The sequence below is a fragment of the Winogradskyella sp. 4-2091 genome (assembly GCF_045765065.1).
Taxonomy (GTDB): Bacteria; Bacteroidota; Bacteroidia; order Flavobacteriales; family Flavobacteriaceae; genus Winogradskyella.
This window is the reverse complement of the sequence record NZ_JBJKOD010000004.1, coordinates 79300-95963: the sequence shown is the minus strand read 5'-3', so window position 1 is coordinate 95963 and position 16664 is coordinate 79300. Positions and strand designations below refer to the sequence as shown.

Annotated in this window: 12 protein-coding genes; 4 read left to right on the top strand and 8 right to left on the bottom strand. The window is 30.8% G+C overall.

Features of this window, described 5'->3' with window-relative positions; all coding sequences use genetic code 11:
- Positions 1-9: 9 nt before the first annotated feature.
- The 4 genes from ACJBCC_RS06575 (at position 10) to ACJBCC_RS06560 (ending at position 7596) form a co-directional block, all read left to right on the top strand.
- Entirely contained in the window at positions 10-639 is a 630-nt protein-coding gene (locus ACJBCC_RS06575; protein WP_407556721.1) for an NAD(P)H-dependent oxidoreductase, read from the top strand.
- A gap of 76 nt (positions 640-715) precedes the next feature.
- Positions 716-1909, top strand: coding sequence for a DegT/DnrJ/EryC1/StrS family aminotransferase (locus ACJBCC_RS06570; RefSeq protein WP_407556720.1), 1194 nt, complete (start codon positions 716-718; stop codon positions 1907-1909).
- Positions 1910-1928: 19 nt separating this feature from the next.
- Positions 1929-5690: a transglutaminase domain-containing protein gene (locus ACJBCC_RS06565; RefSeq protein ID WP_407556719.1), complete on the top strand. Its 3762-nt coding sequence runs from the start codon at positions 1929-1931 to the stop codon at positions 5688-5690.
- Between the two features lie 526 nt (positions 5691-6216).
- Positions 6217-7596, top strand: a complete 1380-nt coding sequence (locus ACJBCC_RS06560) for a tail fiber domain-containing protein (protein WP_407556718.1) — start codon at positions 6217-6219, stop codon at positions 7594-7596.
- Positions 7597-7788: 192 nt separating this feature from the next.
- Here the strand turns inward: ACJBCC_RS06560 and ribB are convergent, their stop codons facing one another.
- The 8 genes from ribB to tpx all read right to left on the bottom strand — a co-directional run bounded on the left by ribB (position 7789) and on the right by tpx (position 16463).
- Positions 7789-8937 carry a 3,4-dihydroxy-2-butanone-4-phosphate synthase gene (ribB, locus tag ACJBCC_RS06555; protein ID WP_299101074.1) on the bottom strand — a complete coding sequence of 383 codons (1149 nt, stop codon included), beginning with the start codon at positions 8935-8937 and terminating at the stop codon, positions 7789-7791.
- Positions 8938-8969: 32 nt separating this feature from the next.
- Positions 8970-10958 (bottom strand): LptF/LptG family permease, encoded by a 1989-nt coding sequence (locus ACJBCC_RS06550; RefSeq protein ID WP_407556717.1) that lies wholly within the window; start codon positions 10956-10958, stop codon positions 8970-8972.
- Between the two features lie 17 nt (positions 10959-10975).
- Complete coding sequence (locus ACJBCC_RS06545; RefSeq protein ID WP_299101078.1) at positions 10976-11620, bottom strand: outer membrane lipoprotein carrier protein LolA; 645 nt, start codon at positions 11618-11620, stop codon at positions 10976-10978.
- A gap of 65 nt (positions 11621-11685) precedes the next feature.
- The gene (locus ACJBCC_RS06540; RefSeq protein WP_407556716.1) at positions 11686-14142 is read right to left on the bottom strand and encodes a DNA translocase FtsK 4TM domain-containing protein; all 2457 of its coding nucleotides are present in this window, start codon (positions 14140-14142) and stop codon (positions 11686-11688) included.
- A 48-nt stretch (positions 14143-14190) separates the two neighbouring features.
- Entirely contained in the window at positions 14191-14964 is a 774-nt protein-coding gene (locus tag ACJBCC_RS06535) for a M15 family metallopeptidase (RefSeq protein ID WP_407556715.1), read from the bottom strand.
- A 103-nt stretch (positions 14965-15067) separates the two neighbouring features.
- The gene (locus tag ACJBCC_RS06530) at positions 15068-15577 is read right to left on the bottom strand and encodes a hypothetical protein (RefSeq protein ID WP_407556714.1); all 510 of its coding nucleotides are present in this window, start codon (positions 15575-15577) and stop codon (positions 15068-15070) included.
- Between the two features lie 9 nt (positions 15578-15586).
- Complete coding sequence (locus tag ACJBCC_RS06525) at positions 15587-15955, bottom strand: diacylglycerol kinase family protein (protein ID WP_407556713.1); 369 nt, start codon at positions 15953-15955, stop codon at positions 15587-15589.
- Positions 15956-15962: 7 nt separating this feature from the next.
- A complete protein-coding gene (gene tpx / locus ACJBCC_RS06520; RefSeq protein WP_407556712.1) occupies positions 15963-16463 on the bottom strand; it encodes a thiol peroxidase in 501 nt (166 codons plus the stop codon).
- Between the last annotated feature and the right edge of the window lie 201 nt (positions 16464-16664).

The following is a 16664-nucleotide window of genomic DNA, read 5'->3' as shown; positions in this document are numbered from 1 at the left end:
AAGAATAGAATGTCTGTCATAGAAAAATTAAAATGGCGCTACGCGACAAAAAAGTTTGACTCTAAAAAGAAACTTTCTAAAGAGCAACTAAAAACTTTAAAAGAAGCCTTTAATCTAACGGCTTTGTCCTATGGATTACAAACACTAAAAATGGTGGTTGTTCAAGATGCTAAACTAAAAGAGAAATTAGTTGATGTATCTTATGGTCAGCGTCAAGTCGTAGATGCATCACATGTATTGGTTTTATGTATACAGACTAAGATTGATGAAAATGATGTAGATGCTCATTTTGAAACTATTAAATCTATAAGAAATACACCAGATTCTATTCTAGATCCTTTTAAAGCTCAGTTGCAGACAACTCTAAAATCTATGCCTTTAGAAAAAAAGATAGGTTGGGCTACAAGGCAAGCCTACATTGCATTAGGTAACCTAATGACGGTTTGTGCAATTGAAGGCATTGATAGTTGCCCAATGGAAGGTTTTTTACCTGCAGAGGTAGACAAATTACTTAAGTTAGATACCTACGGACTTAATTCTGTGTTAATGCTTCCTGTAGGTTATAGAGCAGGCGATGATATGTTTGCTGGTTTAAAAAAAGTGAGAAAACAGGTGTCAGAAACTATAATAGATTTGTAGTCAGTTTCTTATTTTAAAACCTTCAAAATATTATATTTGTTTGTACAATTTTCAATTTATAAAACCAATTTAATATATGCCAGGATTTGAATTATTCAGTGATTTAGAACGAAAAGAAGTTAACGATGTTTTAGACAATGGTGTTTTAATGCGCTATGGTTTTGATGGCATGCGTAAAGGTCATTGGAAAGCAAAAGAGCTTGAAGCAGAATTAGCCACAACCTTTAATTCAAATCACGTTCAGTTAGTGTCTAGCGGAACTGCAGCTGTTTCGGTGGCATTGGCTTCGGCAGGCGTAGGTGCAGGTGATGAGGTTATAATGCCAACATTTACGTTTGTAGCTAGTTTTGAAGCCATAATGATGTTAGGTGCAATTCCGGTTTTAGTAGATATTGATGATACACTAACCTTAGATCCTAAAGCTGTTGAAGCGGCTATTACGCCAAAGACTAAGGCTGTGATGATTGTGCAGATGTGCGGTTCTATGGGTAATATGGACGCCTTGAGTAAAATTTGTAATGACCACAATCTAGTTTTTGTTGAAGATGCATGCCAAGCCATAGGAGGCTCTTATAAAGGAAAACCATTAGGTAGTATCGCAGATTTAGGCTGTTTTTCTTTCGATTTTGTAAAAACTATAACATGTGGAGAAGGTGGAGCAGTAGTTACTAATAATAAAGACTATTACATTAATGCAGACCATTTTAGTGATCATGGTCATGACCATGTTGGTAATGATAGAGGTGCAGAAACGCATCCCTTTTTAGGTTACAATTTTAGAATTTCAGAGTTACATGCAGCTGTAGGATTAGCACAAGTAAGGCGACTACCAGATTTTATAGCCATACAGAAAAGGAATTTTACAATCATAAAAAATGAATTAGCTAGAGTACCTGGCGTAACATTTAGAACTGTGCCAGTTGGTGGAGAAGAGAGTTATGCTTTTTTAAATTTCTTTATGCCAGATTTAGATGGTGCTCAAAAAGTAATTGAAGCATTTAAAATAAATGGTATTGATGTCTGTTGGAATTATTATCAAAACAATTGGCATTACATTAGAAAATGGAACCATTTAAAGGATTTAAAATCTTTATATCCTATTTCTTCCGAAGTTAAAAAAGGATTAGAGTATCTTCAAACTAAATCTTTTGACCAATCGGATCACTATATCTCTCGTAATATTTCTTGTTTAATTAAATTATCATGGACAGAAGACGAGGTAAAATTAAGAGCTGAGAAAATGGCTCAACTTATTAAAGCTATTAATTAATTTATTATAATTTCTATTTATGTATAAAACACTGTTATTTTTTTCTGTAGTCATCTTATGTTCCATTAATTGTTTTTCACAAAACAAAAATCAAGCAAAGTTTTGGGACCACTTATTATCCAATAATAGAGTAGAAGCTGGTAAGATTATTGATAAAAATAAAAGTTCAGATTTAGATTGGTTGTTACTGAATGAGATTTACAGAAATGAGTCTGGTAAAATAACACGTAATGACGATTTTTTAAACACATTTCTACAAAAAGAAGATTTTGAATATTATTTATTTGCGTTTTGGAATAGAACATTTCTTTTTGATGATTATTTAGAAGATGGTTTCAATAAAAACACTTTTGAAACTTTAGATGCTGTAATGTCTTTAGAACTAAATAGTATGGATCTAAAAGATGCTATTCTTTATTTAGATGCTATTAGAAATAGACATAATAATAACTGGGATGCTTATAATAATCTAAACTCCAAAATGAATGCTATAAAAGATTGGCAGTATTGCGGAAGTTTTGAAAACATGAATAAAAGTGGTTTAGATAAATTTTACGCACCCGAAACAACACCTAGTAATAATACCGATTTTGACGCTAAAAGTAACGGGATTATTCAATGGTATAATGGAACAAATCCTATTGAGGCTTATCAGAATTTTTCAAATCATAATGAATATGGTTCCAACGTTAATTATGCACAAACTTTTATTAATTCTTCAATAGATCAAAGAGTTATTTTGCGTGTAGGTTGTGGTTCTGCATTTAAACTTTTTTTAAATGATGTTGAAATTTATAAGTATGACAAAGATGTTTCTACAGATTTAAATGGTTACGAGGTATTGGTAAACCTGCCTAAAGGTAATAATAGATTATTATTTAAATCAGCTGAAAGCAATTCTAATCCTTATTTTATGATAGCGATTTTTGATGAAAATAAAAAACCATTAACGTCTATTTCCTTTTCAAACAAACCAACGAGTTATAATAAGTCAGCATTATTAGATTTGAATCCTGTTGAAAAGAAAAATGATTTTGAGAGTTATTTTGAAGCAAAAATAAAATCTCAACCAGATAACTTTTTATACACCTATGCGCTTTATTATACATTTTTAAGAAATTCGAAATATAATGAAGCAAGAGATATATTAATGCCTCATTATGAAAAATATCCTAAGAGCTCATTGCTAAGAAGCGCATTAATGACAACTTATAATTTAGAAAAAGATTATACGTCATCAGATGAGTTAGATGAAAACATAGAGCGCGATGATCCTGAATATTACTTGCCTATAATAAATAAGGTAACAGAATACGATGAGCTTTCTAGACTTACCATGACTGAATTTGAAGATTACATAGAAAAACTAAAGAATGCTTTTGATTCAGAAATTATTAATGGTGCAGCCGATTTTCTCTACTACGCACGAAAAGAGGATTTATCTGGAATTAAAACCACACTGGAGCGATTAAATTCATTAGCGGAAAAAAACGAGAACACAAACTTTAAACTTAGATATGCTCCGTTATTTGATCAATTGTTTCAAGATCAAGATAGAACTATTGCAGCCTTAGAAAGTATTTCTAAAGAGAATTTTAGCTTAAGTGCAGAAAATAAGCTTATCAATTATTACGATAAGAAAAACGAGAAGGATAAAGTTTTAGATTTAATTGACAAGCATTATAAGGAAATGAGAATGGATAATTCTTATTTAAAGCGCATGGTTAATCGTTATGTAGAATATCAAATGTTTGATAAGGCATTGCCGTATACAGAAGAAATGCTTCAAAATTATCCCTACAGTTTTACAACAATGGAGCTAAGAGGCGATATTTTAAAACAACTTGGTAAATCAGATGAGGCTTTAGAATATTACGAGAAGGCACTTAAGCATAATAGTGGCGATTCTGGACTCAGAAAAAAGATTAATGATATATCAAAAAAATCTAACCTTATAAATGAATTGGTCTTAGAAGACGCTTATGATTATATTACAGAAAACAGAAATAAAATAACTACAAATAATTATGGGTTTAATATTTTATTAGATGAAAGTAATATAGAAGTGTTTGAAGAAGGCGGATTTAAATATAGGTATGTATATGTCTATGAAGTAACATCTAATAGTGGAATAGACACCTTTAAGGAATACAATTTGGGCCTTAGTGGTTCTTATAAATTTTTAAAGTCAGAGTTAGTTAAACCAGATGGTAATATTGTACCTGCAGACCGAAGAGGCTCTAATTTGGTATTTAATGATATAAGTATTGGTGATGTTGTCTATATAGATTATGAAGGATTGGCAACTACTACAGGACGCTTCTACAAAGACATTTCAGATAAAATACAATTTGATTCTTTTCATCCAATGGTTTTAACTTCAATAGATATTTTGATACCAAAAACCAGTCATCTCAATTATAAATATATTAATGGAGACTTAGAGCCTAAAATTTCTAATAAAAATGGATATAAGCTTTATCAGTGGGAATTAAAAGGTGCAAAAACTATGGATTTTGCCGAAGATTACATGCCAAATTCAGTAGATGAATTAGGCTATCTACATTATAATACAATTGATAGTTGGAACGAAATTGCAGAATGGTATTCAGATTTAGTAAGAACAAGAATAGAGGTTAACTCTAAAGTAGAAAGTGAATTTAAATTACTTTTTCCTAATGGTTTTAAAAACCTAAGTGAAAATGAGCGAGCTAAAATTATCTACGATTATATTACCTCTAACTTTAATTATAGCTATGTGAGTTTTAAGCAAAGCGGATTTATTCCTCAAAAGCCTTCCAAAACTATAAATACAAGCTTAGGCGATTGTAAAGATTTCTCAACTTTGTTCGTTACACTAGCTAAAATGGCAGAATTAGAATCCAATCTAGTATTGGTATTAACTTCAGATTATGGAAGAAACAATTTGGTTTTACCAAGTACAGATTTTAATCATTGTATAGTAAAAGTAATGATAGATGGTAAAGAGCAATTTTTAGAATTGACAAATAAGTATTTGCCATATAAATCGTTACCAACAAGTTTGAGAGGAGCTACAGCCTTAGAAATACCTTTTAGTACTGCCAAGAGTGATAAAACTTATGATTTAATCCACTTAGATAATGTTAATAGAATAAAATCAGCAATTAATAATAAGGTTACTATTAATTTATCTCAACAAAACATGAATTTGCAAATAGCTACTGAAGTTATAGGTCATAATACGCCTTATTATAATGAAGTGTTTAGTGAACCTAACCAAGATATTATTAAGAAATCCATTTCAGAAGATTTTGAATCTAAACTAAGTGATGATTTTACATTGAACACAGTTTCAGATTATAAAAAACAAAATGACACAGCTTCACTTACTTTTAAATCTGATTTAACTCTAAATAAAAAGTTGAGTAGTATAGGATCTATTAAAATTCTACAGTTGCCGATACTTACGCATCCATATGAGAATTCTATTATTCAATTAGAAGAACGAAATTATCCAATTGATTATATTCAATACGAAAGTGTGGATTCTTACTCAACTCAATATAATATAGAGATTGAAGAAGGTCAAACTTTTGTTGAAATTCCAGAAAGTAAAAACTTTAACTTTAAGAATCATAAGTATTCTATTACCTATGAAAACCCTAGGCCTAATCAACTGAATGTAACTATTGAAGCCGTTACACCATATGATAATGTCTCGCCTGAAGATTACCCAACCTATAAAATATATGTTAAGAATATTTTAGAAACCGAATTAGAATATATTGGGTTTAAATAAACAATCTTGGATTAGATATTACAAATTTAGTTTGAAAGAAAGGCCACTTATAAAGTGGTTTTTTTTTTGCAATTCATTTTTTTTAAAATTTACTTGTTTGTATTCAAATACAATTGAGAACTAATCAAAAACATTAAGTTGCTGTATTAACTTCAGCGTATAAAGAATCTCTCAAAAATTACAGTTAAAGCAGGTGTAACACTTGTAAATACTACAATGTTACATATCTCATAGCATTTGTTACATGTCTTACAGTGATATAATAATGTGTTCTGTAATTTTACATCAGTATTAAATTCCCCCTTTATACTAACTATAAATTGTGCCATTTAAATAACACAATTAAGATGAAAAAGATTGTAGGTCGTTAAAAAAAACGCCTTCAATAAAAATCATCTATGGATGTTAATTCTTTGAATAATGCCATCTAATAATTATAAGCTGTGCTTAAAACATTAGACTATTTATTTCACAATATAGTAAAGTATAAATCACATTAAAAATTACCAATTTAAAAATGACAACCATGAAAAAATTAGCTATCGTTATCGGTTTTTGTTTATTAACAGTAATTTCTTATGCACAAGTTGGGATAGGAAATACAAATCCAGATACATCATCTGCATTAGACATTACATCTACAGATGGTGGTTTGTTAATACCAAGAGTAAGTTTAGTAAATGTTACAAATAATACAACACCAATTACAGCACCTGCAACAAGTTTATTGGTATGGAACACAAATGCATCAGTAATTGGAGGCAGTGGAGAAGGTTATTATTATTGGAACGGAACAACTTGGACACCATTTATAGGTAGTGCTAACACGCTAGACCAAGCTTATGATCAAGGAGGTCCAGGTGCAGGTAGAGTTATAAACGCAAATGCTGGTGACTTAGAAGTTAACTCAGGTAGAGTAGAGTTTACTTATACTGCTGATGCTAATGGAACTATAGGCTCTGGTGTTTTAGAAATAGGTAATTCATTACGTTTAGACGGTAATGAAATTATTACCAATAATGATACATTAATGTATTTGCAGAATGGTAATAACGGCGATTTAAGTGTAGATACTAGTACGCTGTTTGTAGATGCTAGTACTAATAGAATAGGAGTTAATACAACAATACCCAATGCAACTTTAGACCTTAGAGGATCGGCTATTTTTAATGAAACGGGAGGAAACAATGATTTTAGAATTGAATCAGATGCTAACCCTATGGCATTTGGAGTTGACGCTGGAGAAAATGTGATGTTTGCAGGCACAAATATTCTAAGTCTAACTAACAATGGAGCATCTGTTAATGGTATAAATTTAGAATATGTGGCATCATTTTATCGATCTGCCCACACCAATGGGACAGCAATACAAATAGGGTCTACTGAATATATTACAGATTTTGGAAATTTAATGATTGGGCCTTATGGCTCTTGGGTTTCTCCTATAGATAATACATATGATTTAGGTACATCAACATTTAGATGGGATGACGTTTATGCCACTTCAGGTGTTGTAAACACTAGTGATATTCGTTTAAAAAAGAATATCAAGAGTCTAAGTTATGGCTTAAATGAAATTATGAAACTCGAACCTATTAGTTATCAATGGAAAAATTCCAACAATCCTTCCGAAGTGAAACTTGGGTTTTCTGCACAACAGTTATTAAAAATTTTACCAGAAGTAGTGAAAACTCAGGATTTCGTATATCCAGATGAAAATGAACCTGGTGTTTTACAAAAAAATGAAAACTTAGGGGTTTATTATAGTGATATAATTCCAGTTCTTACCAAAGCAATTCAAGAGCAAAATCAACTAATTGAAGCGCAGAATAAAAAATTAGAAAAAATAGATCGTTTAGAAAATGAAATAAATGAATTGAAAACTCTACTTAAAAAAGCGAAATAGAAAATAATGACATGATAAGCTCAATAGTTTGAGACGTTCTCATATTTAAGAGAACACATAGAAAGTCGCTGTAGGGAGCGGCTTTCTTTTTTTATTTACATTGAGAAATAGAATCTAATTATAACTGTAAACTTAAACAAGTGCTTCAAGTATAATATTTAGAAGTAATAATTAGGAAGAGCTATTTATCTCTTAATATTCAGCATATTCTACAATCTCTAAACCATAACCAATCATACCTACACGTTTAGTTTGGAGACTATTTGATAGCAGTTTAAGTTTGCTAATTTTAAGGTCGTGTAGTATTTGTGCTCCAATTCCAAAATCTTTAGAATCCATAGCTAAACTTGGAGCTTTTATTAATTGACCGTCAATTTGATTTTCTTTTAATAATGAAAGACGGTTTAATAAATTCATAGATTGTGCTTGCTGATTGATAAAAATAATAGCGCCTTTTCCTTCCGTATTAATAACATTGAACATGTCATCTAATTTTTTATCAGCATTATTAGTTAAGGTTCCTAGGATATCATTATTCACTAATGTAGAATTGACACGTGTTAGGATGGCTTCATCAGATTTCCAGTTTCCTTTGGTTAGTGCAATATGCACCTGATTATTTGTAGTTTGCAGATAAGCTCTAAGTCTAAATTTACCAAAGCGCGTTTCAATATCAAAATCTTCTTTCTTCTCTATTAAAGAGTCGTATTCCATACGATAGGCTACTAAATCTTCTATAGAAACTATTTTAAGATCAAATTTCTCTGCAACCTTTAATAGTTGTGGTAAACGAGCCATCGTCCCATCTTCATTCATTATCTCAACGATAACACCTGCTGGTTCAAAACCAGCTAATCTTGCAAAATCTATAGCAGCCTCAGTATGTCCTGTTCTTCTCAAAACTCCACCTTCTTTTGCTACCAAAGGAAAAATATGTCCTGGTCTTGCCAGCTCAAAAGGTTTAGTGTCTTTTTGTACTAAAGCTTGTATAGTTTTTGCTCTATCACTAGCAGAAATACCTGTACTAACACCATTCCCTCTTAAATCAACGGACACTGTAAAAGCGGTTTCCATTGGGTCAGTGTTATTTCTTACCATCATGTTCAGTTCTAATTCTTCACATTTATGCTCTGTAAGTGGTGCACAGATTAAACCACGACCATGAGTTGCCATGAAATTAATCATCTCTGGTGTTACTTTTTCTGCTGCAGCCAAAAAATCCCCTTCGTTTTCACGGTTTTCATCGTCAACAACAATGATCACTTTACCTTGCCTAATATCCTCAATAGCTTCTTCTATTGTATTAAGTTTTGTTTTAGTATTCACTGAATTAGATATCATAGTCATTGAGTTTATAAAAAGCAAAGGTAAGGTTATTTTATATTTTGAAGACAACTCGTGTAAAAGTCTTGCGAAACCTTGTTCCTTAATACGAGATATTTTAAAGGGTAAATAGGTAAAGTAATAATATGAATAAATGGATTTATTCGTTTGCCTTCTAAATCAAGTGTTTTATAAAATTTTGAATATATATAGGCATCTACAACTACATATATTGCAAAAAACAAACCTGCAATTATACTTAACGCTTTAGCGGTTTCAGCAAGATCTGGAAGTTTGTTATTTTTAAAAACGAAAAATAAAACTAATAGAATAATACCTAAGAAAAAACTAATAATACTAGTTTTAGAATAGTCTTTATAGTCTTTCAATAAAACCCGTGCATCAATAAGTTTGTTTGGAATTTCTAAGCCTTCGGATTTTAAACCTTCTAACGAAATATTTCTATCTAATATACTGTGAAGCGCAATTTCTTTAGGTTTTTTATCTAAATCGAATTCATTCTGATTTTTAATGATACCAATTAACTCATTTAATGAATACTTTTTATAAAAATTATAAGTTTTTGTATCTGTTTCAGAAAGTTGAACTTTGTTTTTTGAAGAAAACAAATTTTTTAATGGAACAGTAATGGCATCAAACTGAAAAACCCCCTTGTCATTGGTAGCTCTTGTTGTTAAATAGATACTTAATGGGAGCATAACAGCTGTAGATAACCAAGCGCCAATTATTGGACTAAAACTTCCTTTTTCTGCACTGTTTTTTGCAAAAATCCCAAAGAAATGGTAGGTTAAGAAAAGTACGATGGCCACAACCATTGGTAATCCTATACCTCCTTTTCTTATTAAAGCTCCAAGTGGTGCACCAACAAAAAATAAGATAACACATGCAAAAGCTAACACAAACTTGTCATGCATAACGATAATATGCTTGTTTAATCTTATCTGCTTATTTTGAAATGATTTTTTATTTGATTCTATAATCTGCTTTGTGCTATTAGCCGAGTTTTTTGCCAGATTTAATATTTGAACCTTTTGGTTTGTATTAAAAAGGTCTAAAATATTTTTTCCTGTATACAAGGTATCAACTTTAACGGTATCAATATTCATATTTAAAGAAGAGTAGGTGCTTCTATTGTATAAGGTATTTGACAAGGCAGAATAATCATTTTGTCTTTGTGTTTTTAAACTATCAATGGTATAGTTTAATTGAGAAACATCTAACATGTTATACCTGTCACTTTGGCTTTTCTCATCAAGGTCATCAGGATTTAAATTTTCTAAATCAACATTAAAAATATAATTGTCAAAATAACTTTTTACGTGTGGCTGATCTGTTGTATTAGAGCGATTATTATTTAATACTTCTTCGTAATAATTTCCGTTAATTAATTCGAGCTGTAAAATATTGGAGTCAGGACTACTTTTTAATTCGCCTTTTTCGGCGATAATAACGATAAAATTGCCAGATTTACGCTTGTTACTTTTTTTATGAATAAGTACGCCATCTAAAAACTGACCTCTATCGCCAGATTTCTTATCTACTTTAATATTTATATTTCCTATTTCGTTGAATTGACCTTCTGCAATTGCCAAAGCGGGTTTAACTTTAGCAATATTTTTTCTTAAATTATAGAAATTGTATTCGCCCCAAGGAATCACATTATTGGCGAAAAAGAAAGAGGCTATACCTAAGCCTACAATAAAGACACTTAAGCTACGCATAGCACGTTGCAGTGAAATTCCTGTGGATTTCATAGCAGCAAATTCATAGTTTTCTGCAAAATTTCCAAAAACCATTATTGAAGACAATAATACAGTTAGCGGAACTACCAAAGGAATTAATTTTGGCATGTAATACAGAATGAATTTTACAGTCACAATAACATCTAAATCCTTACCAGCTAGCTCAGCAATATATAGCCAAACTCCTTGCAAAATAAAGATAAACATGAATATAATAAAGACGCTTAAAAACGTCCTTAAGAATGTGATAAGTATGTACCTATCGAGTATTTTCACACAGTTATAATTTTGCCTTAATCTAATTTGTTGATGTAGTAATCCTTGTATTTACTTTCGTCAAATGTAAATAAGGTTTTTGAAATAGGTTGGTCGGTTTTAAAAGAATTAACAGTTAATGTTGTTTTAGTACCGTTTTTACCAACTTCAATTAAGTTATAAATGTGTTTTGTAGTCGCATCAATACCTAATAATACATGTTTGATTTCAGAATTTGTATCGATAGGACTTAGTTTTACATATTGAATTTTTCTACCTTTTACCGTCTGAACAATATCCATTTTAAAGATATAACCATCTTCATAAAATGATAACATTTTACTTGGTGTAATTGTACTTTCATCTTCTGTATTATCTGAGGATATTGTTACTTCTTCGTCTTCAGGACTAATAGTATACATCGTTTTTCCATCGTAAATACGCGTAATTCCTAATATATTTAATTTAAACTTTTCGCCTTCCATTACAACATCTCCACGCGTTTCTTGGCTAATGCTTTCACTTACATTATTTAATTCGTATTTAAAATCTAAGCTTATGTTTTTATAAGCTTTTATCTTAGTGCTAACTTCGTTGAGTAATGCTTCTGCTTTGGCATCACTTTGTGCAAATCCTATAAATCCTAATGCTAAAAATGCAATTACAAATAATTTTTTACTCATAGCGCTTATTTTATTTTTATTGTTGTCGTGAATCTTTGATTTCATTTATTTTATAATATTTAATCTTATTGATTTTTTTCGTTTTCTAATAATTGATCTAAAGCTAATAAATCTGGCACTAATACTTGCCTTGCTTTACTGCCTTCAAAATTACCTACAATTCCAGCGGCTTCTAATTGATCTATAATTCTACCGGCTCTATTGTATCCTAATTTTAGTTTTCGCTGTAATAAAGATGCAGAACCTTGCTGTGCTGTCACTATCAATTCTGCCGCATCTCTAAACAATTTGTCTCTGTCTGATATATCTATATCAAGATTTGTGCCACCTTCTTCACCAACATATTCTGGTAATAAATGTGCATCAGGATATGCTTTTTGACCGCCAATAAATTCTGTTATTTTTTCAACTTCTGGCGTATCTACAAAAGCACATTGTATACGTATAAGTTCATTGCCCTGTGTATACAACATGTCTCCCCGACCAATTAATTGATCTGCGCCAGAGCCATCTAAAATGGTACGTGAATCTATTTTACTTGTTACCCTAAAAGCAATACGTGCTGGGAAATTGGCTTTTATAATACCAGTAATTACATTAACAGATGGTCGTTGTGTTGCAACAATTAAATGTATACCAATAGCTCTTGCTAGTTGCGCCAAACGAGCGATAGGTGTTTCTACTTCTTTACCAGCTGTCATAATTAAATCCGCAAACTCATCTACAACTAATACAATGTATGGTAAAAATGCATGACCATCATTTGGATTTAATTTTCTAGCTTTAAATTTGGCATTATACTCAGCAATATTTCTACAAAATGCATTTTTAAGCATTTCGTAACGGTTATCCATTTCAATACATAATGAATTCAATGTATTAATAACCTTTGTATTATCAGTAATAATAGCATCTTCACTATCTGGTAGTTTAGCTAAATAGTGACGTTCAATTTTATTAAACAGCGTTAATTCCACCTTTTTGGGATCAACCAATACAAACTTTACTTCCGCAGGATGCTTTTTATAAAGTAATGACGTTAGTACAGCGTTTAAACCTACAGATTTACCTTGTCCTGTAGCACCAGCCATTAGCATGTGTGGCATTTTTGCTAAGTCTACAACAAAGGTTTCGTTACTAATGGTTTTACCAAATGCAATTGGAAGTTCCATTGTAGATTTTTGAAATTTCTGTGATGCTATTACAGAACGCATTGAAACAATAGTCGCATTTTTATTTGGTACTTCAATACCAATAGTTCCTTTACCAGGAATAGGAGCAATGATTCTAATACCCAATGCAGCAAGAGAAAGAGCGATATCGTCTTCTAAATTTTTAATTTTTGAAATTCTGATACCAGCTTCTGGTACTATTTCATAAAGTGTAACTGTTGGTCCAATAGTCGCTTTAATACTACTAATACCAATTTTATAATTGTTTAGGGTTTCTACAATTCTATTTTTATTCTCTTCAAGTTCTTCTTGATCTATAGAAATCCCTTCGTTATCATATTTTTTTAATAAATCTAAAGTCGGAAATTGATACTTACTCAACTCTAAAGTAGGATCAAACTGCCCAAAGTCTTCAACTAATTTATCTGCTAAATTATCATCTTCAGATTTTTCTTCTTCTACGGTTTCAACTTCAACTTTTAATTCTGGCACTTCAACGGATTCTTCAACAGGTTTGGCCGTCACTTCCATTTTAAGCTCTTCAGTCTTGACTTCAGTTTTTGGCTCTGCCTTTACAGTTGGCTTAGAATGGTTGCTTATAGTTGGCTTTGGATCTTCTAAAGGAATCTCAAACGCAGATTTAATTGCTTCAGCTTCTTCCGTTAGGTTATTATCAAAAATTACAGTTGGTTTTTTATCATTTTCTTCAGATTGTAAATCATCTTTAATAGCTGATTTAGCACTCTTAAAAGTGTTTACAATACTCTCACCAGTAACTTTAAATCTAATGGCTAAATAAGTGATAAAACCAAATAATAAAAGAAGGATGGTACCGATTTTACCGATATAATCTTGAAAAAATTGATTCATTTCAAAACCTATGGTGCCACCAAGTAAATCATATTTGTGTGAAAAGAAGCCTAATAATATAGATAACCATATTACTATTAGTGTTCCCCAAATCCAATGTTTTCGGAGTTTTGTTTTGTTTAAATTAAGAGTGACATAAACTCCAGAAAGAAATATTAAACCAGAAAATATAAAGGATGGTATACCAAACCCTTTTGTAATAAAAAATTCACTTACCCAAGCGCCTAATTGACTTGCCCAATTTTTGTACTCTGTTGACCGCTCAGGAAAACTATGTAAAACACTTTGATCTTCTTTACCGGTAAACACAAACGATAAAAAAGATATAAAAAGTAGAAGTCCTAAAATTATAAGTAAACTACCAAAAACTAGTTTATGCTGACTGCTTAGCTTAAAGGAGGGCTTTTTTATAGACGCCTTTGCTTTGCTTGTCGTTTTTGCTTTTGAAGTTGTTTTCTTTTTTGTTGTTTTTTTTGCCATTCTTAGCCGAATTCATTTCGGTATATATTTTCTCTTTATCAGAAATATTTATTTGTACGCTTTTGCTTTTTTAGAAATACCATTTACATAGTCTTCTATAATATTTAGTTCATTAGCTAATAGTGCTCCATCAAATCCGTTTACATCTTTTGCCGTAATATTAACATTATAAAAATTTAAATACTCACTTGCTAAAGGTAAATAAGACCAATGCCATTTTTCGAGATTATAACCGGTTCTTCCGTTTATTTTCTCGGTATATACTTGGTAAAAGCCAAAATCATTTGCATTTGCATTGAGCCAATCGTAAATGACTTTTCCTTTTCCGCTGCTAAAATACGAATTACTTAAACTATTTAAGTCTAAATCTGTTCCCCAATGATGACGAGACGAGGTTGGCATAGAACTATATTCTAATATTTTCGTTGCACGTTCTGTAGGTTTAAGACTATTATACTTTTGCCATTTACGTTCCCAAATGGCCTTCTGCTCATTAAAATTTCGGGTGCCTGAAATAATTTTTAATGAAACACCATCTTTAACTGCAGCATCGTACATTTTTATAAAAGCATTATATACTTCTGCATCTAAGTACAATACTTTAGAGGAATGCATGGATTTTACCTTAGTAAATCTTAAATCTTCTCGATAATTAAATTTACCTAAAGCGAATGCTTTTGCTGTAAGATAATCGTTAGCATTTTTAATTTCAAGTTGACCTAAACGACCATTAATTTTAAGAACATGATGAACTGATTTTATTTGCTTTTCACAACTAAAAACAAATAATGAAAGCAGAAAAATTAGTAACGATTGCTTCATTTTATTTTTTAAAAAAGATTGCAAAATCAGAATTTAACAAAAATACAAATTAGTAACGTTTATTCTTCTCGTTTTGGTATAGAATGAAGAGATAAGTTAGTTTTTATCGTATTCGTTTATAACGTTCTTTTGATTTAGGATCTATGATAAACTCGGTTAGTTTAATCTTAGGGTTTTTAAGTTTTGAAATGAGAAGTTGAAAGTCATGATCTATGGTTCTTGTACTGCTTTTGAAATTATGTGGAGAACAAATAAATAAAGGCTGTTTGGATACTTCCAGTCCTTCAAAGTTTGAATTGAAAATCCATAATGTATGAATCTTAGGATGATTTTTATTTCCTATTAAATTTTCAGAATATAAAATATACTTTCCTAATGCTTTAAATGTTTTATTCTTTGTGAAAATTAAAACCCAATCGGTATTTTCTTCGACTATAAGAGAATTAAATTTTAGTGACGAAATTATTTTCCAATAATAAGTTTCACTACCACTAATAAATTTGTTTGCTGGTTCAACTTCATTTTTGTCAATCCATTGCCAAACTTGTTCCATTGGTTCAGGGTTTCCTCTTTTATTTAGGTATAGTACTCTGTCTATTAAATTGAATGACATTTAATAAATTTATACAAACTTTGGGAGATAAATAATGCCAGCTAAAATAACTGCAATAATTGCAGCGATAAAAACAGCACCTGCGGCTACATCTTTTATTAAGCCTATTTTCTTATGGTATTCTGGGTGAATAAAATCTGCAATATATTCAATAGCAGTGTTCATACCTTCCAAACTCATTACAATACCAATCATTATAACTTGAGCCATCCATTCGCTTTTAGAAATATCAAAAAAGAAGCCAGCAAAGGTCATTACAATTGCTATAAATAATTGCACCTTAATGCTGGCTTCCGTTCTAATAAGAATTAGCATGCCTTTAAAAGCAAAACCAACGCTTTTTATTCTATTTACTAAAAAGGATTCCTTTTTTTGCATTCCCTTATTAGCTTAAACTTTCTAATGCAGTTTCGTAATTTGGTTCATCTACAATTTCTTCTACTTGTTCTGTGTGAAGTACTGTTCCGTCTTTATCAAGTACCACGATACATCTAGAATGTAATGTTTCAAGAGGACCTGTTTTAAACGTTAAGCCATAATCGTTTCCAAAACTACCTGTTTTAAAGTCAGATAAACTCTCTACATTTTCTAAACCTTCTGCGCCGCAAAAACGAGCGAGTGCAAATGGTAAATCTTTAGAGATACATAACACTTTTGTATTTTCAAGTTCGCTTGCTTTTTCATTAAATGTTCTTACAGATTGTGCACACGTGCCAGTGTCAACGCTAGGGAAAATATTTAAGACTAAACGACTACCTTCATAATCATTTAAAGTTTTAGTGGATAAGTCTGTTGCCGTAAGTTTAAAATCTGGAGATTTACTACCAGTTGTTGGTAAACTACCTATTGTTTCAATAGGATTTCCTTTTAACGTTATTTTTGCCATAATTTTTAGTTTTATTGAATGTTAAAAATAAGAACTTTTACAAGCAATTGTATTAAATTTTATATAATATTTAGAGAATAAAATTGCATTAATATGTAATCATAAGTTGTTGTTATTCAGATTTTTAATTATTTAAGTACAGCACAGTGAAAACCTTTAATCGAAGTTATTTGTCGTTTGAATAATTTATTGAGTTCAATT

Coding starts and splice junctions, on each gene's coding strand:
- ACJBCC_RS06575 (WP_407556721.1), top strand. CDS start 10: ATGTCTGTCATAGAAAAATTAAAATGGCGCTACGCGACAAAAAAGTTT.
- ACJBCC_RS06570 (WP_407556720.1), top strand. CDS start 716: ATGCCAGGATTTGAATTATTCAGTGATTTAGAACGAAAAGAAGTTAAC.
- ACJBCC_RS06565 (WP_407556719.1), top strand. CDS start 1,929: ATGTATAAAACACTGTTATTTTTTTCTGTAGTCATCTTATGTTCCATT.
- ACJBCC_RS06560 (WP_407556718.1), top strand. CDS start 6,217: ATGAAAAAATTAGCTATCGTTATCGGTTTTTGTTTATTAACAGTAATT.
- ribB (WP_299101074.1), bottom strand. CDS start 8,937: ATGATATCTAATTCAGTGAATACTAAAACAAAACTTAATACAATAGAA.
- ACJBCC_RS06545 (WP_299101078.1), bottom strand. CDS start 11,620: ATGAGTAAAAAATTATTTGTAATTGCATTTTTAGCATTAGGATTTATA.
- ACJBCC_RS06540 (WP_407556716.1), bottom strand. CDS start 14,142: ATGGCAAAAAAAACAACAAAAAAGAAAACAACTTCAAAAGCAAAAACG.
- ACJBCC_RS06535 (WP_407556715.1), bottom strand. CDS start 14,964: ATGAAGCAATCGTTACTAATTTTTCTGCTTTCATTATTTGTTTTTAGT.
- ACJBCC_RS06530 (WP_407556714.1), bottom strand. CDS start 15,577: ATGTCATTCAATTTAATAGACAGAGTACTATACCTAAATAAAAGAGGA.
- ACJBCC_RS06525 (WP_407556713.1), bottom strand. CDS start 15,955: ATGCAAAAAAAGGAATCCTTTTTAGTAAATAGAATAAAAAGCGTTGGT.
- tpx (WP_407556712.1), bottom strand. CDS start 16,463: ATGGCAAAAATAACGTTAAAAGGAAATCCTATTGAAACAATAGGTAGT.